This window comes from Candidatus Chlorohelix allophototropha (genome assembly GCF_030389965.1).
Classification (GTDB): Bacteria; Chloroflexota; Chloroflexia; order Chloroheliales; family Chloroheliaceae; genus Chlorohelix; species Chlorohelix allophototropha.
In genome coordinates, this window is record NZ_CP128399.1 from 270,265 (window position 1) to 295,533 (window position 25,269).

Annotated in this window: 22 protein-coding genes; 10 read left to right on the top strand and 12 right to left on the bottom strand. The window is 46.0% G+C overall.

Going from position 1 to position 25,269, the window contains the following annotated elements; translation table 11 throughout:
* Nucleotides 1-33: 33 nt before the first annotated feature.
* On the top strand, nucleotides 34-1,674 hold the full coding sequence (locus tag OZ401_RS01200; RefSeq protein WP_341468886.1) for a UxaA family hydrolase: 1,641 nt from the start codon (nucleotides 34-36) through the stop codon (nucleotides 1,672-1,674).
* Between the two features lie 186 nt (nucleotides 1,675-1,860).
* Nucleotides 1,861-2,322, top strand: coding sequence for a GyrI-like domain-containing protein (locus tag OZ401_RS01205; protein WP_341468887.1), 462 nt, complete (start codon nucleotides 1,861-1,863; stop codon nucleotides 2,320-2,322).
* A gap of 89 nt (nucleotides 2,323-2,411) precedes the next feature.
* On the opposite strand, the gene OZ401_RS01210 is transcribed toward OZ401_RS01205, so the two are convergent.
* From OZ401_RS01210 to OZ401_RS01265, 12 genes are all read right to left on the bottom strand, one after another.
* Nucleotides 2,412-3,857 (bottom strand): lysophospholipid acyltransferase family protein, encoded by a 1,446-nt coding sequence (locus OZ401_RS01210; protein WP_341468888.1) that lies wholly within the window; start codon nucleotides 3,855-3,857, stop codon nucleotides 2,412-2,414.
* A gap of 26 nt (nucleotides 3,858-3,883) precedes the next feature.
* A complete protein-coding gene (locus OZ401_RS01215) occupies nucleotides 3,884-4,168 on the bottom strand; it encodes a glutaredoxin family protein (protein ID WP_341468889.1) in 285 nt (94 codons plus the stop codon).
* Nucleotides 4,165-4,524, bottom strand: a complete 360-nt coding sequence (locus OZ401_RS01220) for a putative signal transducing protein (protein WP_341468890.1) — start codon at nucleotides 4,522-4,524, stop codon at nucleotides 4,165-4,167. Before OZ401_RS01220 ends, OZ401_RS01215 begins: the two co-directional genes overlap by 4 nt.
* Before the next feature lie 167 nt (nucleotides 4,525-4,691).
* Complete coding sequence (locus OZ401_RS01225; RefSeq protein ID WP_341468891.1) at nucleotides 4,692-5,798, bottom strand: NADH:flavin oxidoreductase/NADH oxidase; 1,107 nt, start codon at nucleotides 5,796-5,798, stop codon at nucleotides 4,692-4,694.
* Between the two features lie 140 nt (nucleotides 5,799-5,938).
* The gene (locus OZ401_RS01230) at nucleotides 5,939-7,738 is read right to left on the bottom strand and encodes a tetratricopeptide repeat protein (protein WP_341468892.1); all 1,800 of its coding nucleotides are present in this window, start codon (nucleotides 7,736-7,738) and stop codon (nucleotides 5,939-5,941) included.
* Between the two features lie 221 nt (nucleotides 7,739-7,959).
* Nucleotides 7,960-9,378, bottom strand: coding sequence for a PP2C family protein-serine/threonine phosphatase (locus OZ401_RS01235; RefSeq protein ID WP_341468893.1), 1,419 nt, complete (start codon nucleotides 9,376-9,378; stop codon nucleotides 7,960-7,962).
* Between the two features lie 19 nt (nucleotides 9,379-9,397).
* The gene (locus OZ401_RS01240) at nucleotides 9,398-9,724 is read right to left on the bottom strand and encodes an STAS domain-containing protein (RefSeq protein WP_341468894.1); all 327 of its coding nucleotides are present in this window, start codon (nucleotides 9,722-9,724) and stop codon (nucleotides 9,398-9,400) included.
* A 58-nt stretch (nucleotides 9,725-9,782) separates the two neighbouring features.
* Nucleotides 9,783-10,316, bottom strand: a complete 534-nt coding sequence (locus OZ401_RS01245; RefSeq protein ID WP_341468895.1) for an ATP-binding protein — start codon at nucleotides 10,314-10,316, stop codon at nucleotides 9,783-9,785.
* A gap of 286 nt (nucleotides 10,317-10,602) precedes the next feature.
* Entirely contained in the window at nucleotides 10,603-11,325 is a 723-nt protein-coding gene (locus OZ401_RS01250; protein ID WP_341468896.1) for a DUF4340 domain-containing protein, read from the bottom strand.
* Between the two features lies 1 nt (nucleotide 11,326).
* On the bottom strand, nucleotides 11,327-12,997 hold the full coding sequence (locus tag OZ401_RS01255) for a GldG family protein (RefSeq protein ID WP_341468897.1): 1,671 nt from the start codon (nucleotides 12,995-12,997) through the stop codon (nucleotides 11,327-11,329).
* Nucleotides 12,998-13,723 (bottom strand): ABC transporter permease, encoded by a 726-nt coding sequence (locus OZ401_RS01260; protein WP_341468898.1) that lies wholly within the window; start codon nucleotides 13,721-13,723, stop codon nucleotides 12,998-13,000. It lies immediately after the preceding gene.
* Between the two features lie 4 nt (nucleotides 13,724-13,727).
* Nucleotides 13,728-14,879 carry an ABC transporter ATP-binding protein gene (locus OZ401_RS01265; protein WP_341468899.1) on the bottom strand — a complete coding sequence of 384 codons (1,152 nt, stop codon included), beginning with the start codon at nucleotides 14,877-14,879 and terminating at the stop codon, nucleotides 13,728-13,730.
* A gap of 459 nt (nucleotides 14,880-15,338) precedes the next feature.
* Here OZ401_RS01265 and OZ401_RS01270 point away from each other — a divergent pair, with 459 nt between their 5' ends.
* The 8 genes from OZ401_RS01270 (at nucleotide 15,339) to OZ401_RS01305 (ending at nucleotide 25,245) form a co-directional block, all read left to right on the top strand.
* A complete protein-coding gene (locus OZ401_RS01270; RefSeq protein WP_341468900.1) occupies nucleotides 15,339-16,754 on the top strand; it encodes a branched-chain amino acid ABC transporter substrate-binding protein in 1,416 nt (471 codons plus the stop codon).
* Between the two features lie 170 nt (nucleotides 16,755-16,924).
* Entirely contained in the window at nucleotides 16,925-18,358 is a 1,434-nt protein-coding gene (locus OZ401_RS01275) for a branched-chain amino acid ABC transporter permease (protein ID WP_341468901.1), read from the top strand.
* A 3-nt stretch (nucleotides 18,359-18,361) separates the two neighbouring features.
* The gene (locus OZ401_RS01280) at nucleotides 18,362-19,693 is read left to right on the top strand and encodes a branched-chain amino acid ABC transporter permease (RefSeq protein ID WP_341468902.1); all 1,332 of its coding nucleotides are present in this window, start codon (nucleotides 18,362-18,364) and stop codon (nucleotides 19,691-19,693) included.
* Between the two features lie 21 nt (nucleotides 19,694-19,714).
* Nucleotides 19,715-20,509 carry an ABC transporter ATP-binding protein gene (locus OZ401_RS01285; RefSeq protein ID WP_341468903.1) on the top strand — a complete coding sequence of 265 codons (795 nt, stop codon included), beginning with the start codon at nucleotides 19,715-19,717 and terminating at the stop codon, nucleotides 20,507-20,509.
* 13 nt (nucleotides 20,510-20,522) lie between these two features.
* Nucleotides 20,523-21,257 (top strand): ABC transporter ATP-binding protein, encoded by a 735-nt coding sequence (locus OZ401_RS01290; RefSeq protein WP_341468904.1) that lies wholly within the window; start codon nucleotides 20,523-20,525, stop codon nucleotides 21,255-21,257.
* 178 nt (nucleotides 21,258-21,435) lie between these two features.
* Entirely contained in the window at nucleotides 21,436-23,124 is a 1,689-nt protein-coding gene (locus OZ401_RS01295; RefSeq protein ID WP_341468905.1) for a methyl-accepting chemotaxis protein, read from the top strand.
* A gap of 74 nt (nucleotides 23,125-23,198) precedes the next feature.
* The gene (locus tag OZ401_RS01300; protein WP_341468906.1) at nucleotides 23,199-23,894 is read left to right on the top strand and encodes a PspA/IM30 family protein; all 696 of its coding nucleotides are present in this window, start codon (nucleotides 23,199-23,201) and stop codon (nucleotides 23,892-23,894) included.
* A gap of 205 nt (nucleotides 23,895-24,099) precedes the next feature.
* Nucleotides 24,100-25,245, top strand: coding sequence for a DNA adenine methylase (locus OZ401_RS01305; protein ID WP_341468907.1), 1,146 nt, complete (start codon nucleotides 24,100-24,102; stop codon nucleotides 25,243-25,245).
* Nucleotides 25,246-25,269 lie beyond the last annotated feature (24 nt).

Here is a 25,269-nt window from a genome sequence, read left to right on the forward strand (position 1 = left end):
GACTTTAAATTCAAGATTGGCGATAGGAAAATTATGGATTCAGTGCGTATGAACTCGAATAATATAAATCTGGCGATAAATTCTACTCCCAAGCGGGGAGAACCTGTAAACTTGCGCGAGGTAGCGGTGCTATTACATCCCGGCGATGATGTAGCAATCGCTCGCATGACTCTGCTGTCAGGGGCGCTACTGCGCTTACCCGATGATGCGCAAGATGCCGGAAAATTGGTGGAAGTAGTGCAATTAATTCAGCCGGGGCATAAGGTGGCGCTGCGGGATATTGCAGTAGGAAGTCCGGTGCGCCGTTACGGTTCGGTGATCGGCTTTACCACGCAAGCGGTTCAAACTGGGCAGCATGTTCATACCCATAACCTGAGCGTAGGCGCGTTGAACCAGAATTATGAATTTGGAGTAGATTATAGCCAAGTAGAATATGTAGCGCCCGAATTGCGCCGCACCTTCATGGGCTACAAACGTCCCAATGGGAAAGCTGCTACCCGCAATTATATTGCCATTATCGGTACGGTCAATTGTTCAGCCAGCGCCATTCGCCTGATTCAAAATCGTTTTGGAGAAGCAACCTTGCGTGATTTTCCAAATGTGGATGGGGTAATCGGGCTAACTCACAAGAGCGGTTGCGGAATGCGCCTTGGTAGCGATGCGGTTGAACAACTCCAGCGTACTCTGGCGGGTATGGCGGTTAATGCCAATGTGGGCGCATACGTATTGGTTGGTTTGGGCTGCGAAATCAATCAGGTGCGTGACATGATTGAGAGCATGGGTTTGTCGGGCGAAAACGGCAATTACTCAAGCTGGAAAAAGCCGCTTTTCTACACTATTCAGGAGAATCACGGCATCTCTGGGGTAGTGGCTGAGGTTTCACGCATCGTGGGTGATTTATTACCGGAAGTAAACGCTGTCAAGCGTGAGCCGATTCCTGTCTCCGAAATAACGTTGGCGCTACAGTGCGGTGGGAGCGATGGCTGGAGTGGCATCACTGCTAATCCGGCACTTGGCTTTTGCGTGGATGAACTGGTAAGGCAGGGTGGCACGGCGATTCTCAGTGAGACTCCTGAAATTTACGGGGCAGAACATATGCTAATCCGGCGCGCCAAAAGCCGAGAGGTCGGCGAGGCGTTGCTGGAACGCTTCAAGTGGTGGGAACATTACACCTCGATTAATGGAATGGAAATGGATAATAACCCTACGCCCGGTAACAAACTGGGCGGTCTTACTACGATTTATGAAAAATCGTTGGGCGCAATAGCGAAGGGTGGCTCTACCCCACTGAACGCAGTTTATAAATACGCCCATCCTGTCACCGAGCGTGGTCTGGTGATAATGGATACGCCCGGCTATGACCCGGTTTCAGCTACGGGGCAGGTAGCGGGTGGCGCAAACATGATTGCTTTTACCACCGGACGCGGTTCTGTATTTGGCTTCAAGCCCGCGCCTTCCATCAAAGTTTCCACCAATTCAACCCTTTATGAAAATATGCCGGGCGATATTGATGTAGATGCGGGCGTGGTGCTTGATGGGATTAGCACTCAGGAAGTGGGTAGGCGCATTTTTGAAGAGGTCATTGCGGTTGCCAGTGGTAAGCAAAGTAAGAGTGAGGCGCAGGGAATCGGTGAGGAAGAATTTTGTCCCTGGATTCTTGGCGCTACGCTGTAAGGTTGGCATGCGTGGAAACTAATAGTTAGAAATATAAGGTCGGGAAGTCACAAGTTTGCAGTCTTTCCCTTTGAAATGTATAGAACATTTTTACTAAAATTAATGTCAGTTTTGACTAATGCTTGCTATACTATTTATGCCATCTGATTTTATAGAAGTGTGCAATAAGAAAGGAGAACGGGCATTATGGGCTTAACCTGTGGACTTGAAGAGTTAGCTGCGCAACCTGTATTATCCATGCGCACTAGAACCAGTGCACAAGAATTACCTCAGTTTTTTGGCAAAGCTTATGGGATGGTTTTTCAATATCTGAGTAAATTGAATGCGCCACCTGCTGGACCACCCTTTGCTATGTACTACAATATGGATATGCAAAACCTTGATGTAGAGGCAGGTTTCCCTGTTTCCAAGCCGCTTGCAGGCGAAGGCGAATTTATCGCCAATGAAATAGCGGCTGGAAAATATGCTACCTGCTTATACAAAGGCTCGTACCAAGAAGTTGGTTCTGCTTATGAGACTCTTTCTACTTGGATTAAAGAAAATGGCTACACTCCGACCGGAATTGCCTGCGAAATGTATTTGAACGATCCTGCTGACACTCCTCCCGAACAGTTACTAACAAAAGTCATGTTCCAACTGCTCCCCTAGCGAAAGTGAAATCTGCTATTCCACTAATCAAAAAAGGGCTTTCCGGTTAATCTCCGGCAGCCCTTTTAATTTTATTACTGTTACTAACTTTATACGGCGTTGCCCTGTCGGCGGTAATTTTGGAAAGAAATAACATTGTCGGTTTCGGCAACTTGCTCTTCCACCAAATCTCGCGCTTCCAGCAAACTCATCAGTTCATTTGCACAGTATAGTACCGGATGATCACCGGGTTTGTGGCATTCCTTGCGGTTTAAAGCCAGTACATCTAGCGCTAACCACTCGCTGTCTCGCACTTGCGCTTTGCTTTCCTGTCGCGTCACTTCGGAGAGAAAAATCCCACCTTTGCTTTTGCAATAATGAATATAGCTTTGCAGCCTTTTCTCAAATCCGGCGCGAGTTTCAAGCCGCATATCCACTTCAAGCCCCGTTGCTTTAAGCTCACAAAGTTGATTCCAAAGTTCATCGCGCATAATAGCGTAATGAACTTTATCCTTGCCGTTTTCAACCGCTTCTAGCAAGTAACGACTGGCAAGCCCGCTCATCGTAAGAACGGCTAATCCGGCGATTTCCTTGCCCACCAAATCTGCCAGTTCATTTTTGGGGAAGCTTTTAATATTAGTTATTTCCTTGCCGATTACCATAATAGCTTTAGGGCGACGAACTGAATCCATGTAATCATAGGTGACATTGGCGGGAAGCATACGAACTTCGGTACGTGCTCCTTGAACTACTCTGGTAAGGGCGGCACGTATTTTCCCGAAACGACCGTTAGGTGTTACCTTGCCTTCGGGGAAAATGAAAATTGAGCCACCTCGTTCGAGGATACGTGTCATACCATGCAACTGTTGTTTCATCAACTGGTAATGGCGCTCACGAATACGGATATACAGGTGCTCTTTGAAGATGCGTGGCGTGGCATATTGAGATAACAAAGCTAGGGGGGCACGCAAGAAAGCATCCTTCAAGGTTAAACGAGGGTTATTTGCTTCTGTACCCAGCATTTTTACCCGCCACTCGTCCTCAATTGCTTCAATCGCCTTCAGATTGCCTTCAATCCGAATGGTTTCCTGCAAAAGTTGGCTAATAGTCTGCTCATCCGGTAATTTAACGGGGCAGGTTTGCAGGTCGCGCATCGGACGCGCAATATTGATACGGGCGAGTACAGGTCGCGCCCAATCCAGCCATGGAAAATAAGCTACCAGAAAGCCTTTTTCCATAAAATCGTCACGGGTTACTTCGTATAATCCGCGCATACGGCGTTGGCGAGTAGGACGGCGGAAATTGTATAAATGAGGTATGACTATAGCGACATCGGCATCGCGCTTATGACTACATGCAATCAAAGTTCCGGGGGTAAAGGTAAAATTTTTACGTCCACGAATCTCTACATCAAAGAAGGTCTCAGAGGCAGCGTAGAAAAGGATTGATACTCCATCCCGGTAACGTTGTCGCAACTCTCGCCGTCCCTGCGCAAACCAGAAAGGAATAGGAGTTAGATCTACCAGCTTTTTGCCAAGTCTAAATAAGGTCTGCATTTTTTCAGCCAATTCGTATAGTACAACTAAGCTTTGGTTTTAAGGATACGATAAGTTGGGCCATACCCGTCATTAAAAGCGCGTCTAATTTTGCTTGCGTTTATACGCGCTTCCAATTCAATTTTCCCGTCCACTACCATCACCGGAATAGTGTATTTGTAACGTTCATAAAGCGTAGAGTCTTCGTTAATATCAAACTCTTCCAGAATAAAATCAAATTCGCCGGAGAGTGAATTGAGCGCTTCCTTTGCATCTTCACAGAGGTGGCATCCGGGTTTGCTGTAAAGAACAATTTTGTGCGAATTCTTCATACCGAACCAATTATTGCAATAGCTTCTTGCGCCATGTTTTCCGGCACGTAAATATGAACTTCTTGCATATCCCCAAGCAGCACTGTTGCTTCAGACTCCAGATAGACCGGAATACCGGAAGACTCAAGTTGAGCTTTTAAAAGTTGCGCATTCATATTGCCGCCAACCCGGGTTATCATTTTACGCTTTTGCCCGGCGGGCCATTCCAATTTTGTGCTAATTAAATTCGAAATCAAGCTGGAATTTGTGCCTACTTCTTCCAGATTAACTTCGCAGAATGGGCAATCAGGACCATCCCAATCGAGAGGTTCGTAAATTCTGCCACAGGAAGGGCAAGTTTTATCTTTTTGCGCCATTACTATTTACAATCGAAATCGCGGTATGCACAGCCTGTCTATAAAGTTTTGGTGTAATATCTGGCTGATGCTTTTGATACTAACACTAAGTGACCTTGAAAGTGAAAATAAGTCAGTTTTTAATATTATAACAGACTTCCCTTAAAAGTGAATTTGCCGATTGACCATTATTTTGCCCGCATATATTGGGGCGACCATGTAATGTCCTGACCAAGTTCTCTGGCAGCTTGCAATGGAAAATAGGGGTTGCGCAGGAACTCACGCGCTAACGCTACAAAATCTGCCGCGCCACTATTTACAATTTGCTCTGCCTGTTCTGCTCCGGTAATGAGACCCACCGCTACCGTCAATATCTCTGCACCTTGCCGTATGGCTTCGGCAAAAGGAACTTGATAGCCGGGTGCAAGCTGGATTTTCTGGTTATAGGCATTTCCACCGGAAGAAACATCAATAACATCAACCCCTTCTTCTTTCAATAGGCGGGCTAACTGCACTGTATCTTCTAGTTTCCAGCTATCGGGGTTATCGGGTAGCCAATCGGTGGCAGAGAGCCGCACCAATAAGGGCAACTCGCTAGGCAACTCGGCTTTTACCGCTCTCACAATTTCTAGCAATAGCCGGGCGCGATTCTCAAAGCTGCCGCCATATTCATCGGTTCGCAGATTAGAGATGGGCGAGAGAAATTCGTGAACTAGGTAGCCATGTGCCCCGTGAATTTCTATTACTTCAAATCCGGCGCTAACCGCACGTTTGGTGGCGACTCCAAAAGCGGCGATTACCTCTCCGATTTCAGCGAGGGTAAGCGCGTGCGGTACGGGATGCGATGGTTCAAAGGGTACTGCGCTAGGCGCAACAGTTTGCCAACCACCCGGCTTCCCGCCCTCCCAGGGTCGTGCCACGCCGGCTTTGCGTCCGGCATGCGCCAGTTGGATTCCTGCCACTGAACCGTTCTCTTTAATAAAGCGCGTAATTCGGCTGAGCATTTCTATATGCTCGTCTTTCCAGATTCCCAGATCGTTGGGGCTGATGCGTCCACGTGCCTCAACTGCGGTTGCTTCGGCAATAATCAAACCTGCTCCACCCACTGCTCTACTGCCGAGGTGTACTAGATGCCAGTCGTTGGCGAACCCATCTTCACCGCTATACTGGCACATAGGTGAAACCACTATTCGATTGCGAAAAGTCACGCCTTTGATAGTGATAGGCGAGAAAAGGTGCTTATCAGTGTTTGTAGTATTTTGAATAGTTTCCGGTTTATTATCGGTCAAGCTCACGTTATAAAACCTTTCTAAAACAATACATTGTTCTTGTATAAATTTGCACGGCTATTATAAATGCAGATACCTATACTTTCAACAAGCTCAAAAACCCCTCTTGATCATGGAGGGGTTAGGGGAAGCAAAATAGAATTGCACTAATTTTTACTTAAAGATATACCCGGTTGGGCGGTGTTTCCATTGATCGCGGAGCTAGAGTCTTGCCGAGAGTTATAATGAGAATGCGGCATATTGCGAACAATGCGCGCGCGAATTTCAGCTGCTTCCATTTGGGCAGGGGTAAGTTCTCCGTTACGTTGCTTTTCTTCTAACTGTTCTTTAAGCGCTTTTTGGAGATTCGCCGAGTTATTGGAACGCTTAACCTGAATGCCTTTCAGCCGTTCGTACTCCCTGATGTGTTTAAGACCGTCATTGGCATTACCCACTCGCAAATAGGTTGCGCCCAAATGGAAATGAGCCATGTAATGTTCCGGTCGCACTTCTACTACTTTGCTGAGTAGTTCGATAGTTTCTTCCAACCGCCCGATTTCTTTGTAGGCAACTGCTAGGAAGTATGCCGTTTCAAGGTCATCCGGGTGCATTTTGTAAACCGACTCGAAGGCTTCCGCCGCTTCGTAGTAGCGCCCTCGTTTGAGGTAAAGTAACCCTAAGTCATAACGGGCAGCGCCCCACCGTTCGTCTAACTCAATCGCGCGTTTCCAAGCCGCCAACGCCCGCGATTCGTAACCGGCGCTTATTAAGGCGCGTCCGAGTCGGTAATGCACTTGTGGTTCTTCTGGTAGTAGGTAGGCGGCACGCTCGAAGGCTTTTATAGATAGGTTTAGCTGCCCTAAATCGGTCAGGACTATTCCCAGACCCAGAAATATTACGCCATCATGGGGTTGTTGGCGCGCACATTGTACTAGGGTATGATAACTTTCCTTGAGACGTTGTAGCGCGCGATACGCCAGCCCAAGTTTATAACGTGCCGCATAAAATTCTGGATCATCTTTCAGCACACGCTTATAATCGACAATAGCACGCTCCCATTCTCGCTGGCGTGCCATAATATTTGCCATATAGTAACGGGCGCGGGTTTCGTCGGGCTTTGCTTGCAAGAGCGCTTGATAGGCGCGTAATGCCCCAACCACATTTCCCTGTGCCTTGAGTTCGTCCGCCAAACGGTAATACCAACTTGGGTCTTGCTCACCGCTTCCAAATTCGGAGTCTACCACCGCATTGGCGTTTCGCATATAATCAGGTTCAACCTGAAGCGCTTCGGCAAAACACTTGGCGGCTTGTTTCATTTCACCGTGTGCCTGATGCAACAAACCTTGGTAATAGATTGGTTCAGCCGCGTTAGGGCGAAGTTGTCGGGCAATCGTGTAAGAAATATAAGCGTGAGCGTAATCGCCTAACTCGTGATAGCACCGACCAAGCGCAAAGCGGGCTTCGTATAACTCAGGGTTATACTGGAGGGCGTATTTGAAAGCTGCAACCGCTTCATACAGTTTGCTGAGTGCCCGGAACGCGACTCCCATATTGTAATGCGCCTCCGCCAGTTGACTATCAACCTGGGTGGCGTTCATATATTCGTTTAGAGCTTCGTTCCAGGAATCCTGAAAGGCGTAGGAATTGCCGAGGTAGAGATGAATTATGGCGCGTTCGCGATCCCAAATCTGGGTGTTCTCATTACCTTCTACGTATGCGGCGATAAGCGCTTGCTTGAATTCTTGAACCGATTCGGTATAACGCCCATCAAGATACGCGCGCATACCAGTGCCGAAAGCTGCCCCGAGGCTGGAGCCGCTCATGAAACGCTCACTGCCGATAAAGGTGTCAAGGTCAAGAATCAACAATCGGTCATCCAGCTTTTGATAGCCTTCTCCGATTTTGGCAATCGGTTGGTTGCCGAGAGATGCAGGTGCCGGAGTGTTACTTTCCCGACCAAAACTCATTTTTACCACGCCTTTCGAGCTTTAAATTCGAGGGAATTTTCCCCTTAGCTCTTTGAATCTATTACCCTGGCAGTATCCGGTCTAAAACTAAGAACCGATTATTTATGAATACCCTTCTCATAACGGCAATTCTTTGCCAACCGCTTTAGGCTATATCCCTATTTTATATTAACAAATAGATATAGCAATAGTTTCTTTAACCAATTAAGACCTTGTAATATTTAGATCCAATTAATCGATTCGGTTTCCATCTCTATTTCAGAGACACTCTTATCAGAGTTTTTAAGCGGATTTGCTCCCGAAAACATCAACTCCAAATCGCGCTTTTGCTCTTCTGGATCTGTTTTGGCAGTAACTGGCAGGTATTGCAAAACCACTATAGTAATATCGTCGCTTTGGGGTGCGCCCGCAGTAAAATCCGAAATCTCATTAAATAATCTGTCGATCATTTCATGCGTTTCGTAATGTTGGTAATATTTGATTGCCTCACGGAACCTATCAAAGCCATACATTTCGTTTTTCACATTTATGGCTTCTACTACTCCATCGGTATAAAAAATCACTTTGGTGCCGGGCGCAATTTTTATCTGGCGCTCTTCGTATTCGACTCCCTCGGCGATTCCCAAAGGCAAACCCGGCATTGCTACTTCTTCCAACCGTTCATTGAGAATGATCGGGTAATTATGTCCCGCATTAGCAAGGTGCAAGGTATTGGTGGTGGGGTCAACAAAGGCGTATAGCATTGTGACCATCCCGAAGCCGCGTTCTGCTTGGAGTGCTGTATTTACCGAATAAATAGTTTCGCTAGGAAAGATACGGCGACGCGCTTCGATGCGGAATACAGTACGCACTACTGCCATTTGTAGCGCGGCGGGAATACCTTTGCCGGCTACATCGCCTACGGCAATACCGCCAATTTTATTGAGATATGGAATATATTCGTAAAAATCCCCGCCCACTTCCTGCGCCGGAACTGATCGGGCAACCATACTCCAGTTATCGGTAGTAATTGTATTGGGTGGCATCAGGCTGGACTGGATTTCGTGCGCAATTTTCATTTCGCTGGCTTTGCTCTCGGCTTCCTGTTTGTAATGGTCAATTACTAGGTTTTGTCTACCCATGTATAAAACGAGAGTCAAACCCAAGGAGGACAAGGTTACGATTACCGGCACTACAATCTGTATATCAGGTTGAGCTTTATTCCAGCCGGTGAGCCAAAAAATCAATTCAGCAGCAGCTAGAATAATTGAAGCCAATGTACTCAAATAGACAATCAATCGCCCGTTGTTTAGGCGTTGCCCGGCTGCCAGAATTAATGGCACTTGCAGAATATTTAGGTATAGCCCTGTCATGGTTGAGAAAGCAAACACAGTTCCACTTATAATAATCGCCCCGGCAACCCAAACCTTGTTTGAGAATTTTCTGGATAAGAAGGGAATATCAAATATTAGTACATAGGCAAATACAACCGTTGCGGTCAGAAGTTGGAGCCAGATTTTCCTGCTGTTAGTTTCTTCATTTGCAAGGAGTCCCACTAACAGCGCTATAAACGCTGAAATAACCCCAAACCCGAATATAATCCAGTAGAGTCGTTTTTCAGAACTGGTTTTTTTTGTATTTTCAGGCTGCTGCAAAACCATCAAATTGCTTTCGTTGTGGTTATGATTTTCTTGCCGGGAGGAAATCTTCCATACGAGCGATTGGCATATATCTCAACATATCTACCATTTCGAATACCTTGCGATGATGAGCAGTAACGTTTACTGCGTATAATTTCTTACCCTGTTTGCGTGCTTCTATAACCAATTTGAGTAGCGCTGAAATTCCGGCTGAATTGATAAACATTACTGCGCCGAAATCCATAATGGTGATGGGCTGCATTTGATCATTAGCAGCGGCGATTTCACGTGCAGAAACTGCATCTATGCTATCGTTCATTATGCGAATAATAGTGAGTTCATTAGCTTGCTCAATTTTGAGCGTCATGTTTTTAAATCCTCTCTACTTAAATAAAAAAACCATAAGTTACTGTATAGACGGCTATCTAATAAATTGGTTCTGGACCTTCCATTTCGATATTAACGTTCTGTGAATTGTTTTTACCCTTCTGAATATTAAACCACATGGTAAATTGTGTTCCCCCTTCTTCACTGGCTGTCAATTCGGTATTATCGGCGAGGTTCTGAATCAGGAAAAATCCCATACCTCTTGTCAGGTCTTGCTCTAACCGTTCTTCTAGATTCCATTTATCGGGAATGTTATCCATTGCACCCAACGCGCTTTCCCATTGCCCTTTATCAGTGACCTGTACTGCAAGCTTGTCCTGACTGATTATAAATTTAACGCCTACTTTTATTGAAGTGTTACACTGGTTTCCATGTTCGATAGCGTTTGTCACTGCTTCACTGACTGCCAGTTGCAAGTCGGCAATGCGTTCTTCGACAAATCCAAGGTGCTTTGCCACTACCACGGCGCTTTCCCGTACTACTCGTTCGAAAACAAGATCGCTAGGAATATGTATTTCAATGTCATTAATGACATGCGAGTCATAGGTTATATTATTTAGATTCATTGACATTAGCTATTCCCACCTCTTTTAAAAAAATGCTCTACAATTGATTTCTAGAAATTATTTCTACAGCCTCTTCAAGTGGCATAAATTACAATTTATTCAAGTAATAAACATATAATATGTCATAAACATTACAAAAAGGGTTAAGTATTTACTAATATATTTTAATGCTCCTAGGTAACAGCCCCAAACCTTAAAAAATTATCACATAATTAGAGTATAAATGAAATACTTCAAAAAAAGAGACGCACCGGAGTGCGTCCCTCTAAGGTCTATTAATTACTCGCCTTAGTTATTTTGTAGTAGGTGGCGGTGCAGTTGTAGTTGCTGCGGTCGTGGTTGCCACTGTTGTTGTTACGGGTGTAGGCGCAGGTGTCAGGTTTGAATCCGGTGTCCCGCTAGCCGCTACTGTAGGTGATGGTGTAGGAGTAGGCGGTAACGTAGGCAACGGAGTAGGAGTCGGTGGCAAGGGCGGCGGTTGGTCAACCCAACCTTTTAGCTGATCAATCAAACCGGGTGCTAAAGCCCAGATTTTATTCGAATCTGCCAATTTAACGTAATAAGCTCCGGTTACAGTGTTGCTGATGCCGACCTGAAGCGTTTTGTTAAAACTACTACCGGAAATAGTGATTTCAAAGGTTGGTTTGTCCAGCCCTGCGGTGGCAAGGTTCGTACCATTTTCATCAACCAGTTGAGTGCCGTTCAGGTTGCTAAGCGAACGCACAGTATCGGCGACTGTGGTGCTATCCAGCACAAAGCTGTCTTGCCCCTCTACTTTCCAGTTACCATCCACTTTAAAAACTGTCGTTTTAGCCGGGTTAGCCCGTTTAAGCTCCAACCGGGTGGGGCTTTCTTTTTCGGGAAAACTGATAATTTGCAACTTTAGTTGTTCTGCCGATACCGTTGGTGTAACATTGGCAGGTGCCTGAATTGGACTCGGCTGAGTAAGCAGCACTACAACTAATAGCGCTGCGAAGAAAACGGCGATTGCAATTGCGGGGCGATAACGTTTCAATTTAGCGCCTCCTCCACCAGACTACAAAGCCGATAAAGAATACCAAAATCGGTAAACCGAATACGACTGAGTAATAGATAAATGTATCCTGCGCCTTGCTGATGGTGATAGGCGAGGTATCCTGTGTTTTGTTATTGATCACTATTGCATCATTAGCTTCTGCCAGCCAATTGATGGAGTTCACAAAAAGGTTGAAGTTACTACCTTGATTTATACCAACCGAAGTGTTGTCACTGGCAAAGTTAGTACCTGCAAAAAGCACGAAGCGCGTTTTGCCATTTCCGGTTGGGGCTGGCGTAGGCGTTGTGGCGGTTGCTGTGGGAGTTGCGCCTGTGGCTGCACTAACACTTGCGGCGGTTTCGTAGCTGGCAGCTACAATTAGCGGACCGCGCTGGTCTTTTTGTGCATCAAAAGCTGCCTGATTTTGGGACAATTGTGTGGCATCCGTTTTAATGTACGAAGATGCGCTAGTAGTAAGCAATGAGGTAAAACCGGTAGTGTCTGTGCCTTTATCGATTGAGCCACTGATTGCATATACTACCGGTTGGTTAGAACCAATACCACGTGTAATGTTCTGGGTAGCTTCTACGTTGGGTATCAACACTGTCGGATTTTGAGGCGAAACGTAACCGGGGTCTGTTTCTAAAACCAGCCCTTCCTTGAACTTTGGCGCGCCGTCCCATTGTTTCAAGATGTCGTTTATGCTAGTGGTAGAATTTGACTTTAGCAGATTAGCCGGGTCATAAAAGAACATCGCTCGTCCGCCCTGCTTCAAATAAGTAGTTACAAACTGGATTTCTTCCGATTTCATCGGGCTGGAAGGCGCAACGAAAATTAGAATGTCGGTAGCCGGAACCAGTTGAACGGGTTTTTTATCTCCCCCGGTTCGGGTAATCAAATCCAACGTATCAACTTTATAATTGTTGTTGGTAAGGGCAGCGGATGCCATACTAAAACCATCGCCCTGAGTGGCATCACTGTTAAAAGTAGGTCCGCGCTCACCATGACCCGTTACAAAAAACACCCGTCGGTCAACCTTAGCGCCAAGATTGATAATTGCGCGGGTTAAGCCCTGTTCGTCTATGGTAGCAGCGGTTTCCTGCTTAGTTCCCTGCTCCACCACAACGGTAGGGTCGGTAGCAACTTTCATATCCCGCGCTTTAGTGAAACCTTCCAATGATTGGAGGTCGTAGATTTGGTAGTTTATCTTATCGGTACGTGCCTTATACTCGTTAACCAAGTCAATCGCGCTGTCGCGTTGTGAAGCTGAAGTTGTGCTATAGAAAATATTGACTTTAACCGGCTCGGATAGCTTATCCAGCACTTTAACGGTTGAGTCTGAAATGCTAAAAGTCTGATTTTTGGTGGTATCGACCCGCACCGTAATACGGGTTGCCAGCACATTGACCAGAACTACAATTCCCACAACCGATATAACGATAATAGTGGTTACGACCACGTTTCTGACGGCGTGGGTTCTGAATATCATGCCAACGGTTTGGGGGTTAGTTGCGGTGAATAGTGCAAGACATATTCCCAAACCCAGCAGGAAGACGATAACTATAGGTTCAAATTTTTGGAAAGTAATGAGGCTGATTATGCTGGCTATAAACAACGGTACTATCAAATAGCCGGCAAAAAGCCCAACTTGTTTAGTTGCAGAACCACGCATTTAGGCAGCCCTCCTTGTGCTGATGGATTGCCCCGTACCGTACAGGAAGAGCGCTATCAAGGATATGAAGAATATAATGTCACGCAAATCCAGTACGCCCTGTGCGAAGCCTTGCATATGGGTTTGCAGGGTGATGAAGTTAAGGGTGTTTCCAATCCAGTCGGTAGTGCCGGATCTTACCACCAATGGTCCTAAAATATAAAGTATCAGGCTGAATACTAGGCTTAAAACCGCCGCAATTACTTGATTAAAGGTGAGGGCGCTGGCAAACAAGCCGATAGCCGAGAATACGCCTGCTTCCAGCAGTAATCCGAGGTAACCAGATACTAACGGACCAAGATCAACTTTGCCACCAAGGATTACTAGTATAAGCAAATAATAGAAGGTGAAAAGTAGCGCTACTCCAAACAGTACCATTGAAGCCAGCCATTTACCTAGTACCACTTCCCAGTTGCGTACCGGTGAGGTAAAAAGCAATTCTAAAGTACCGGTGCGCTGTTCTTCCGCAATCAGGCGGGTAGTTACGATTGAGCCGAAGAAGAGCATAAAGAAGCCCACCAGATTGAACCACGAGCGCATAATCTGGTTGGCTTCCTGTACATCAATGGCATAACTATAAAAGAAGATGCCACTGAATACCAGAAAGACTGCCATAATCACATATGCGATTGGTGAGGCGAAATACGCATATACCTCTCGCTGGGTGATGTAATAAGTGTTTTTCATGGATTTATTTTTTCCTGTCCGAATCGCGCTTGTCCGACGAATCGGGTTCAATTAACTCGCCGTCTTCATTTTCGCTTAGGAAGGAAGGAGCCTGTTTGATTCCATTTTTGGAAACAGCAGGTGCGTCATCCAACTCCTCATCTTCTTCCTCTTCGCTTTCATCCAGATTTTCCTCTTGCTGGTTTTTGGTTTCGAACTCATCTTCGATAGGCAAATCTTCAGTAATAATTTTTACGAAGATTTCCTCAAGGGTAGGAACGGCAGTTTTAAGTTCTAACAAACCAAAGCCATTAGCGGTAAGAGCAGATACTATAGCCTCACGAGGGTCGCCACCGGGTTCTCCATCTACGGTGTACCGATTAATTGTTCCCGGTTCTACATCATCTTTTTGGTTGAGATTGGCTTGGGTTATACCGGGCAGACTTTGCAAAGTATGCAGAATTAACCCAGAATTCCCTCGTACTTCCAGTTGCAAACGTTCGCTCTCTTGCCCCTGTCTTTCCAGATTGGCTAGAGTATCATCAACCAGTACGCGCCCCTGATTAATAATAATTACCCGGTCGCACAAGGTGTTGACTTCTTGCAGGATGTGCGTACTGAGTATCATTGAGTGGTTTCCCGCCAAATTGCGAATAACATGGCGGATTTCGATTATCTGGCGCGGGTCTAAACCTACTGTTGGTTCGTCCAGAATAATTACGTCAGGGTTATGTACGATAGCTTGCGCTAACCCGACCCTTTGTCTGTAACCGCGTGAGAGTTTGCCTATTACCCGACCTGCCACATCGGAGATTCGGCACATATCAATCACTTCTGCGATTCGGCGACGGCGGTCACGGGATGGTACTCCTCTTAGCTTGGCAGTAAAATCCAAATATGCCTGTACGGTCATATCATTATAAAGGGGTACGGTTTCGGGCAAATAGCCTAACCGCTTTCGTACTTCTAGGGGGTTTTCGCTGACATCGAAGCCCGCAACTACCGCCCTGCCACCGCTGGCATTGAGGTATCCAGTAATCATGCGCATGGTAGTGGTTTTACCCGCGCCATTAGGCCCGAGCAAACCGACAATTTCGCCGCGTTCAACTTCGAAGCTGACTTCACGTACAACTTTACGGCGCCCGTAATACTTGGTTAAATTCTCGGCTTTAATCATTTTTTGATGAGCCTATCTTCTTGAAATTATAATTTTGCAAATTCGCAAAAAAGCTATCAAATTCTACAGAGGCGCAATAGGGGAGTCAAATAGAATATGGTTCTAATTCTTAAAATTTTGTAAAAAAGCTACAAATTTTATTCCACATCCGCCAAAATGCCGATTTGCTTGACAAAGTAAGTCAATCGGCTTATAATCCCCCGTCAAAGCGAAGTCGCTATTTTCCTTAACTTTTTACCATCTTTATACTCTCCTCGCCCGGTAGTGTCTGGTTAACCTATCGGCTGCAAAGCCCTGTTACAGGGTAGCTTACATGATTGTGTAAAGCTTAGTTAGTAGAATCAAACCACGTTTTTTAGTTAAGTTGGCTTCAGCTTTATCTAGTATTTTACTGGATTACTCGGCTGTAACAATTAAGAATGAGTTGTTCAAGGCAATTCAGGAGGAGAAATTCAAACAATGAATAGTGTGACCAGGAAATTCCGGTTGCTTGCTTTGCTGGTAGTTTCTTTCACCGTGATGGCTCTGTTGGCTGCTTGCGGCGACAATACTGCCACTCCAGTTCCCGCTACCACTGCCGCAGCTACTAAAGCAGCTACCACTGCTGCTGGCGCTACCACCGCTGCAGCTACCACTGCCGCTGGCGCTACTACTGCTGCCGGTGCTACTACTGCCGCTGGCGCTACTACTGCTGCTGGCGCTACTACCGCCGCTGCCGGTGCTACTAGCGGTACCATTCGCATTTACTCAAGCTTGCCGTTGACCGGTTCGAGCAAGGCTCAAGCCGAAACTTTAGTAAACGCCGCGAAATTGGCGCTGGATGACTTTACCGGCGGTACCGGCAAAATCGGTAATTTCACCATTGACTACGTGGCGTTGGATGATGCTACCGCTGCCAAAGGTCAGTGGGATGCCGATCAGGAAAAAGCAAACGCCAACAAGGCGCTGAATGATCCTGATGCAATGATCTACCTTGGTACTTTCAACTCCGGTGCTGCCAAAGTTTCTATCCCGTTGCTAAACCCTGCTAACATTGCGATGATCAGCCCTGCCAATACTTATCCGGGTCTAACCCGCGCTGCCAAAGGCGTGACTGAGCAAGGTGAGCCGGATGTATATTATCCTGCCAAGACTCGCAACTACTTCCGTGTAGTAACCGCGGACGATGTACAGGGTCCTGCCGATGTTGAGTTTATCAAGTCCTTAAACGCCAAGACCGTTTTCGTAATCGATGACTCCCAAGCTTATGGTAAGGGCGTTGCCGATGCAGTTGCTGCTACTTGCACCTCTGCTGGTCTGGATTGCAGCAATCGCGCTTCGATCACCGGTAAAGAAACCGACTACAAGTCTTTGGCTGCTACTGTCAAGTCCAAGAACCCAGATGCCATCTTCTTTGGTGGTATTACCCAGCAGCAGGCTGGTAAACTGGTAGCCGACATCCGCGCTGCCGGTATCAAGGCTCCTTTCATTGGTCCTGACGGTATTAACGAAGAAGCTTTCATCAAGGACGGTGGCGCTGCTGCTGAAGGCGTGTACTCCAGCATTGCCGGTACTCCTGATGACAAATTGCCTGCCAAAGGTCAAGACTTCCTGAAGCGCTACAAAGCCAAATACGGCAACGTAGAAGCCTACACCATTTACGGTTACGAGATGATGAGCGTCGCTTTGACCGCTATCAAGACCGCTGGCGTAAAGGATCGCAAGGCTATTCTAGCCGCTGTAGCTGCTACCAAGGATTTCGATGGCGTGCTCGGCAAGTGGAGCTTTGACAAGAACGGCGATACTACCCTGACCGACTTCGTGATCGATCAGGTCAAGGATGGCAAGTGGGTCAACTTCACCGTAGTGAAGCCGAAGTTCACTCCCGGTTCCTAATTGAATCTATAAGACAAGGGGACGGGCTTAATTGCCCGCCCCTTCTCTATTGCGATTTTGTTCTGGTCCCCTCACTGTGGAGTCTCGAAACGAACACTACTGCTCTCTGTCATATTTATGCAGTTTACTTGCTCGACATAATACTAGTGGAATAGGAAATACAATATAGGATGGAAATCATTGTAAAGCTTCTACTCCTCCTACTTTGGGCAGGATCAGGTGCTTATGGCGCACACCTGTTGGTAAAAAAGGGTTATAACGCGCGTTGGTTACGAACTGCCGCTTTTTATGCGCTGCCTGTTATAACCGTGCTTTATTTTATTTTCAACGCCATTCAGGATAATTCAACCCCCTGGCCCGCTAACCTACCCGGTTCATTATTGAATGTAGCCTTAACGGTTCTACTTATGGGCGTTAGCCCGGCAATTCTGATTGCTGCTTATATTCTGCCTGTTTATGATAAATCCGATCCAGTTCGGGCTGCTGTCCTACGCGAAACTATTTCTCAGAAACAGGGTTGGTTGGTGTTCGGTGGAATTGTTCTGATTTCGCTGATTTTACCGCTGATAGCAGAACAATTATTTAAAGAAGCTCCCCGCTATGATAGCGTAATAAGCGTAATTATTAACGGCTTATTGAGCGGTTCACTTTTTGCGCTGGTGGCACTTGGCTATACCCTAGTTTACGGTATCATTGAGTTGATTAACTTTGCACACGGCGATGTATTTATGATGGGATCGCTGGTGGGTTATGCCGTACTGACTACCTTATTGGGTGCCAAAGAAGGACGCCCGGTTAGCGCTAGTACTTCTGTATTTTTCGTGATATTTGCAGTATTGCTGGCAATTATTATTGCGATGGTGGTGTGCGGTTTGTTAAACTATTCAATCAATCGCATTGCTTACAAACGGTTGCGCAATGCTCCGCGCCTTGCCCCCTTAATTACTGCTATCGGGGTTTCGTTTATTCTGCAAAATATTGCATTGTATCTCAATAGCTCCACTCCCAAGAGCTACCCGCTGTTATTCCCTAACTCCTCCAGAGTGTCAAACGTTGACCTAATAAGTGACATTATCGGTCGAAACGATACCCTTATTACCTTTCCGGTAACCGCAATTCTGGTACTAGTCGGCGCTGGTGTCCTTTTACTGGGGTTACGCTATTTAATCAATAGCACCAGAACAGGGAAAGCGATGCGGGCGGTGGCACAAAATCGGGAAGCCGCAGCTTTGATGGGCATCAGTATTGAAGGCACTATAAGCTTCGCCTTTTTGTTAGGTGGGGCGCTGGCAGGTGCAGCAGGCGTGATTTACGGAATTTATCAGGTTCAGGGCACTGTACGCTATGACCTAGGCTTTGTGAACGGGTTGTTCGCCTTTACTGCGGCGGTGCTAGGCGGTATCGGCAACGTGAACGGGGCAGTATTGGGCGGCTTGTTTATCGGTCTGATTTATTCGATTAGCCAGTCTAGTGTATTCCAGCTTACTTTTAATTACCTTAACCTGTCAGTTTGGGCGGCGGTATCCGTGTTTGTAATTCTGGTGTTGGTGATGGTATTCCGCCCTACAGGTATTTTGGGCGACAACGTGCAGGAGAAGGTGTAAGCTATGGCAGATACCAATACCCAAACAAAACCACAATCTACGCCTTCCGGTAAAGCTCCAAATCCTTTTGCTCGGTTTCAAGGCGGAAACACCAAATTAGTCGGGTTCTTCGTGCTGGCGGTTTTCTTTTTGGCATTGCCTTTCGTGGCAAAACCTATTCTCGGAAACTTTGGACCTACGGTATTCCCAGATACTTTCTCGGCAGTTAACAGTACCCTCATCTTTATACTGTTGGCGCTAGGCTTGAATATTGTGGTAGGCTACGCCGGGTTGCTTGACTTAGGTTATGCCGCCTTCTTTGCCATCGGTGGTTACACGATGGGTTTTCTCACTGCATCCCAGAGCAAGTTATATGATACGCCTTTTCACACTAATTTTTGGGTAGCGCTTCCTATCAGCTTTTTGATGGCGGCTCTTTTCGGCGTATTATTGGGTGCTCCTACTCTTGGTCTACGCGGCGATTATTTGGCAATCGTTACACTTGGCTTCGGCGAAATTGTTCCGATTACCTTTAACAACCTCACCCAATTGACAGGTGGTGACACCGGTCTGGCGGGATTGCAGCAACCCAAACTGTTTGACTTCCAGTTTTCTTCATCGACTATCGAGGCATGGTATCTGATTGCTCTAGTGGTAGTCTTCTTCTCAATATTTATGATAAGAAGGCTTATAGATTCACGTATAGGTAGAGCATGGATGGCAATGCGCGAAGATGAAGTAGCGGCTTCCGCGATGGGTATTGACTTAGTAAAAACCAAATTGCTGGCTTTCGGTTTGGGCGCTTCGTTCTCCGGTTTTGCCGGGGCAATTTTCGCTAACAGCTTAGGTTCAGCCAATCCTTCCCAATTCAAGTTTGACGTTTCGATTTTCGTGCTGTCAATGATTATTCTCGGTGGTCTGGGCAACCTATGGGGCGTAATTTTCGGCGCCGCGGCTTTAGCCATGACCGACCGTTACTTTATACCATTTTTTACTGAGCAAGTTCGTAAAGTGGCGGACGGTATTCAGCTTGATTCTAAATTGGTAGATGGAGTCAGAATCACTGATCCAAATATTCTGAAGGATATTTTGACTAATGTGGCTACGAACTCCCGCTTGCTGCTGTTTGGTCTGATTCTGGTGACAATGATGTTGGTACGCCCGGAAGGTATATTCCCAAGTGGACGGCGCAAGATGGAATTGCATGCTGGTTCTAGCAAAGATATGCAGCCGATGTTGATCGGTTCGGAAGACCCTCTGGAACAAATGGCAGAGAGCCATTCCCTAACCTTCAATCCTTCTGTAACTGAGTCAACAATTCAGGATAAACATGACAAGAAACACAAAAACAAGTAGATCGGCTCTTGGTGGGAATATATGAGCGTAAATATATTAGAAGCTGCTGGTATATCTAAGAACTTTGGGGGTATCGTAGCAGTTCAGAAGGTGGATTTTACAATTCCACTTCGAAGCATCGTTAGTCTTATCGGACCTAATGGAGCCGGTAAAACTACCTTTTTCAACCTTGTAACCGGAATTTATGAACCTACAACCGGTAAAATCACTTTTGATGGTAAGCAACTGGAAAGGCTGAAGCCGCATCAGGTAACTCAGCGTGGTATTGCCCGCACCTTTCAGAACATTCGGCTATTTTCCAATATGACCGCGCTTGAGAATGTGATGGTCGGGGAACATTATCGCCTGAAAGCCGGGTTGTTAGGGGCTATCTTCCGACCTCCACGGGTTGTAAAAGAGGAAAAAGCGGCATACAGAAAGGCGCTCGACTTGCTCGAATACGTAGATTTGGGTGGTAAGGGCGAGGAATTTGCAAAAAACCTTTCTTATGGCGATCAGCGCCGTCTGGAAATTGGACGCGCCCTTGCTACCGATCCCAAGTTGCTGTTGCTCGATGAGCCAACTGCCGGTATGAATCCTAACGAAACAGCCCGCCTTACCCGTTTTATCGATCAGTTACGGCATGACCGCGAGATTTCCGTACTGTTGATTGAGCACGATATGAAGGTGGTTATGGAAATTAGCGATCGGGTTACAGTGCTGAACTTTGGCAAGAAAATCGCAGAGGGACTGCCCGCAGAAATAAAGGCAAATACTGAAGTGGTAGAGGCTTATCTCGGAAAAGCCTATTCTCAGAACAAAGATGAACAAAAATAGAGGGTAAGCATAAATGACTGTTGACAACAAGACGTTACTGATACTTGATAAAGTTTCCAGTTTTTATGGCAATATCCAGGCTCTTCGGAACATTTCGCTTACTGTTAATCCGGGAGAAATTGTTACCCTAATTGGATCAAACGGAGCAGGAAAAACAACCACCTTGAAGACCATTTCTGGTCTCATCAGACCCCGTACAGGGCATATTTACCTTAAGGGTGAGCGCTTGGACGGTATTGATGCGCAGGAGGTGGTCAAGAAGGGTATTTCACATTCTCCTGAGGGGCGCAAAATTTTCTCTCGCATGACCGTGCTGGAAAATTTGGAGATGGGTGCGTTTCTTCGAAATGACAAGGCAGGTATCCAAGAGGATTTAGAAAAAGTATACGGCTTGTTTCCACGCTTGAAAGAACGTATTAAGCAAAAAGCCGGAACTATGAGCGGTGGCGAACAGCAAATGTTGGCAATAGGTCGTGCCATGATGGCTAGACCTTCGATTCTGTTGCTGGATGAGCCGAGTATGGGTTTGTCTCCCAAGTTGGTGGAACAAATCTTTGAGATTATTCTTGATATTAACAACCAAGGTACAACTATTCTGCTGGTAGAGCAAAACGCCCTTGCTGCGCTCAGTATCGCGGCACGCGGCTATGTACTCCAAACCGGTTCGATTGTTCTTGAAGATAGCGGTCAAAACTTGCTATCCAACGAAGCAGTAAGGCGAACCTATCTAGGCGAAGAAGTAGCCTGATAGGTCTGAACTATTATGCAAGCCCCTTTCTTCTGATCTTCTGGGATTTGAAAGGGGCTTTTGACTTTAAAATTCCGCGGGTTTTCAAAATAGCCTATTGACTTGACTCCGGTAAGACCGATATTATAATCCTGCCACTTATTGACAATCGTTTAAACCACAAGCATTGGGACAAATAATGACTGCTAATCAGACTCAGCTACCAAAACCTGCTGTTTCAAAATTACTGGTTTATTCTATAACAAGTATTTTGACTATACTTGCTATTACAATCTGGTGGTTTTACGGTAACTCAGCCGGTAATAATTACACCAATCAAGTTTTCTGGAAGTTTCTGATTGATCTGGTATTGGTGCTGGCATTGGGGCTAATGAATATTCAGGTAGCAGGAACCCGCTTTAGTATTGCTACCACTATTATTTTTTCGGCTATGTTGACCTTGCCGATTATTCTTTTACCGGTGTTTGCATTTATTATTGTAGCGGTATACTACTATCTGCTTCCTACTAGCCGGGGAAACTGGCGCACTTTTTACGGTTTTATAATGTTTAATCTGGTTTTTTTTGCAGGGGCTGCCACCTTCCGTTTGTTTGGTTCTACCAATATTGAAAAATTAACCGGGCAGCAACTAGTGGCTGTTTTGCTGGCATTTTCTGCATGGGTTATATCCAATTATGGGTTAATCATTTTAAGGGATTATCTTTTAGGTGTTGAAAGCCCCTTCACGGTTATAAAGCATTTGCCGGCAAGCCTACCGATACAGTTAATTGTAATTCCTGTTGGACTTTTGCATAGCGTTATATTAACCAACTATGATAATGGCATGGTTGTATTATGGTGCTTGGTGATTGTGGCAATCGGGATATTTACCAACCATCTTGTGTTGTTACAGGAACGATTACAGTTGCAAAATGATCTTCTTTCGCAGCAAAAGGAAGCACTGGAGAGCGTGCAACAGCGTGAACTTGGAACCGGGAACGCTTTAGCCGATTCTGCCGGAGAGTTGAGCGCAATAGCGTTTGAACAAAGCGCCAGTATTTCCCAGCAATTTATGCAGCTCAGTGAATTATCCAAAATTGTAGATCAATTAAATCGAAGCGCAGAAATCATTGCCGAATCAGCTTATCGGGTTTTGCAAAGTACCGAACAGAGTTTGAGATCGGCAGAGGTTGGGCAAGATTCCTTGAATACCAGCTTGGAAGAACTGGCAGATTTGCAAATAAGTCTTGAGGGATTGGTAGAACAGACCACCGAAATGGCAGCCCAATCAAAAGAAATTAACCAACTTTCTGAGGTGTTACAAGAGATAGCCGAAGAAACTCATTTGCTGGCGGTAAATGCTACAATTGAAGCCAGTAGCGCCGGAGAATATGGTCATAGGTTCGCTGTGGTGGCTAACGAGGTCAATCAACTTGCCGGACGTGCCAGAAGTGGTAGCTTGCAAGTTCAGAAGGTTATTTCGCGTTTGCGTAAAATAGTGGAAAGTGTACTTGATCGGATAGAGCAAAGCCGTGATCAGAGTCGCGAGGCGGTTGACAGCTTGACTATTGCCAGCCAGCGAACAGCACAGGTTATTGAGGTTACACAGCACGCTACGGTGCTTTCCCGACAGATTTCCGGCGCTTCTCAACAACAACGTAGTGGTACGCAGCAAACTGCTAACGGGCTTAGCCTCCTTTTACAAATAGCGAATGAAGCGGTGAAAATTTCAGAGAAGAGCCGTGAAACTGCCACTCGTCTAGATAATTTGTCCAAAAATTTGCATAAGGGTTCCAGCCAGATTCCACCTAACGTCCCTCCCGGTAGATCAGATACCGCTCAGATTTCGCCACTGGTTTCAGGAAACTTTAGCCCACAAAAAGCGTAGACAATTAATAGTAAATGAACAGGCTTATTGAAAATAAAAGCTGACTTCCTCATTATTGGAATGGAGGGTAATTTATGGCAGGAATTATTGACCGCGTGACGATGATTGTCAAGGCAAATGTAAATGATTTGCTGGAGAAGTCTGAAAACCCAGAGCGCCAGTTGAACTATTTTATTTTGGAGATGGAAGATAGCATCAAGGAAGCTGAAAATACCGTTACAGGCGCTGCTACTCAGGCAAAAATGCTGGATTTGCAGGCACAGGAAGCTCGGCGTAAAGGGCAAGATTGGGAGCAAAAAGCCGAGCGTGCTTTGAAGGCGAATCGTGAAGATTTGGCGCGGGAAGCCTTGCGGATGCAGGCTCAAGCGGACGAAGAAGCTAATGCTTATCAGGCTCAATACGAAGAGCAGAAGAAGATACAAGAACAACTGCGCTCTCAAATGACCCTGTTGCGGCAAAAATACAATGAGTTGCAAAGTAACAAACCGACCCTTTTGGCTCGTTACGGTATGGCAAAGCTGACTAATAAGGTGTATGGAGAAAAAGACCCTATTACCGGAATTAATACCGGAGCTTCTTCTCGCATGGAGCGCAAAATTATGGCGCAGGAGGCTTTGAGCCAGATGGGTGGCGCTGAAGTAAAGGCGGCTCAAACTGAAGCCGAAATTAATAAGTTGCCGGATGACGACCTAGATTCCGAGCTTGATGCGCTCAAACAAAAGATGGGTTTGGGGAAGAAAGCGGACGAGCAAAAAGAAGGACAAGCTTGATAGCTGCATAAAATTTATTTGGGCTGTTTGGTGGGGCGTAGTTATTTACGTCCCCTTTTTTATGCAGCGGGTATTATCGCTTGGAAAGTAGAGTTTCAATTCGAGAAATAATCTTGCTGAGATTGTATTGACATAATCATGCTCCTCACATTATAATAAGTTTACATAAGCATGGCTCAGTTTTTGTTCGGGAGAGGGCGCATAATTGAACTATATCGGCAGCAAGTGGTCTTTACTTCCCTTTATTCAGAATCTTCTCGATGCCAAACAGCTTAACGGCGGGGTTTTTTGCGACCTGTTTTCAGGTACAACCGCAGTGGGGCAATTTGCCAAGCGTTTGGGGTTTCAGGTTGTTTCAAACGATTGGCAGTATTATTCCTATGTACTGGGCAAAGCCTTTTTGGGATGCAATCAATATCCTACCTTCGAACTGCTTTTAAAGGCTTACCCACAAATTTCAGAACGTCAGGTTCAAATCCAACCACCTTTACCCTCCTTTTCCGGCGATAAAGAATACAATTTGCGGTTGCCTTTACTAAAAGTAGTAGATTGGCTGAATTCGCTATCGGGGATTGATACAGGTTTTGTCTTCAACAATTATTGCTATGGTGGCACCAAAGATTCGGAACATTCGCGCAACTATTTTTCCGATGAAAACGGGCGAAGCTGCGATGCGATTCGGCAAACATTGGAAACTTGGAAAGTTGCAGAGTTGGTAAACGAGGATGAGTATTATTTACTATTGGCGGCATTGCTAGATGCGTTGGATAGCGTGGCGAATACAGCCAGTGTTTATGGTGCGTTTCTGAAACATCTAAAAACAACTGCTCGTAAACCCTTAAAACTGAAAACCCCTGTGATTATTCCCGGCGATAAGCCCCACAAAGTATTCTGTAGCGATGCGAACCAGTTGATCCCGCAACTTGATTGTGATGTGCTGTATCTTGACCCGCCCTATAATCGTCGCCAATATGCCACTAATTACCATTTGCTTGAAACGGTGGCGCTTGGCGATAACCCCGAACTAAAGGGTAAAACCGGGCTACGCCCTTATGAGCACCAACGCAGCCGCTATTGCCTGAAGCTAGAAGTAGAAAGGGCATTTACCGACTTGGTAAGCCACGCACGCGCGCGCCACATTATCTTGAGTTATAACGATGAAGGCTTTTTAAGCCCGAAAGAGATTGAGCGCATCTTTGGGATGCGTGGCAGAGTAGAAACCCATCGCCTTACTTATCGCCGCTTCCGTGCCGATAAGAATCGCGATAACCGCAACTACGCCCCTAACCAGAATGTGTATGAATTCCTATTCTATGTTCGAGTAGAGAATGAAGCCGAACTGGCAGCTTAAATAAAAAAGGAGCGAGATATTGCA

Excerpts from the sequence above, each read along its gene's own strand:
- OZ401_RS01200 (WP_341468886.1), top strand. The coding sequence starts at position 34 with ATGGATTCAGTGCGTATGAACTCGAATAATATAAATCTGGCGATAAAT.
- OZ401_RS01205 (WP_341468887.1), top strand. The coding sequence starts at position 1,861 with ATGGGCTTAACCTGTGGACTTGAAGAGTTAGCTGCGCAACCTGTATTA.
- OZ401_RS01210 (WP_341468888.1), bottom strand. The coding sequence starts at position 3,857 with ATGCAGACCTTATTTAGACTTGGCAAAAAGCTGGTAGATCTAACTCCT.
- OZ401_RS01215 (WP_341468889.1), bottom strand. The coding sequence starts at position 4,168 with ATGAAGAATTCGCACAAAATTGTTCTTTACAGCAAACCCGGATGCCAC.
- OZ401_RS01220 (WP_341468890.1), bottom strand. The coding sequence starts at position 4,524 with ATGGCGCAAAAAGATAAAACTTGCCCTTCCTGTGGCAGAATTTACGAA.
- OZ401_RS01230 (WP_341468892.1), bottom strand. The coding sequence starts at position 7,738 with ATGAGTTTTGGTCGGGAAAGTAACACTCCGGCACCTGCATCTCTCGGC.
- OZ401_RS01235 (WP_341468893.1), bottom strand. The coding sequence starts at position 9,378 with ATGGTTTTGCAGCAGCCTGAAAATACAAAAAAAACCAGTTCTGAAAAA.
- OZ401_RS01240 (WP_341468894.1), bottom strand. The coding sequence starts at position 9,724 with ATGACGCTCAAAATTGAGCAAGCTAATGAACTCACTATTATTCGCATA.
- OZ401_RS01245 (WP_341468895.1), bottom strand. The coding sequence starts at position 10,316 with ATGTCAATGAATCTAAATAATATAACCTATGACTCGCATGTCATTAAT.
- OZ401_RS01255 (WP_341468897.1), bottom strand. The coding sequence starts at position 12,997 with ATGCGTGGTTCTGCAACTAAACAAGTTGGGCTTTTTGCCGGCTATTTG.
- OZ401_RS01260 (WP_341468898.1), bottom strand. The coding sequence starts at position 13,723 with ATGAAAAACACTTATTACATCACCCAGCGAGAGGTATATGCGTATTTC.
- OZ401_RS01265 (WP_341468899.1), bottom strand. The coding sequence starts at position 14,879 with ATGATTAAAGCCGAGAATTTAACCAAGTATTACGGGCGCCGTAAAGTT.
- OZ401_RS01270 (WP_341468900.1), top strand. The coding sequence starts at position 15,339 with ATGAATAGTGTGACCAGGAAATTCCGGTTGCTTGCTTTGCTGGTAGTT.
- OZ401_RS01275 (WP_341468901.1), top strand. The coding sequence starts at position 16,925 with ATGGAAATCATTGTAAAGCTTCTACTCCTCCTACTTTGGGCAGGATCA.
- OZ401_RS01280 (WP_341468902.1), top strand. The coding sequence starts at position 18,362 with ATGGCAGATACCAATACCCAAACAAAACCACAATCTACGCCTTCCGGT.
- OZ401_RS01285 (WP_341468903.1), top strand. The coding sequence starts at position 19,715 with ATGAGCGTAAATATATTAGAAGCTGCTGGTATATCTAAGAACTTTGGG.
- OZ401_RS01290 (WP_341468904.1), top strand. The coding sequence starts at position 20,523 with ATGACTGTTGACAACAAGACGTTACTGATACTTGATAAAGTTTCCAGT.
- OZ401_RS01295 (WP_341468905.1), top strand. The coding sequence starts at position 21,436 with ATGACTGCTAATCAGACTCAGCTACCAAAACCTGCTGTTTCAAAATTA.
- OZ401_RS01300 (WP_341468906.1), top strand. The coding sequence starts at position 23,199 with ATGGCAGGAATTATTGACCGCGTGACGATGATTGTCAAGGCAAATGTA.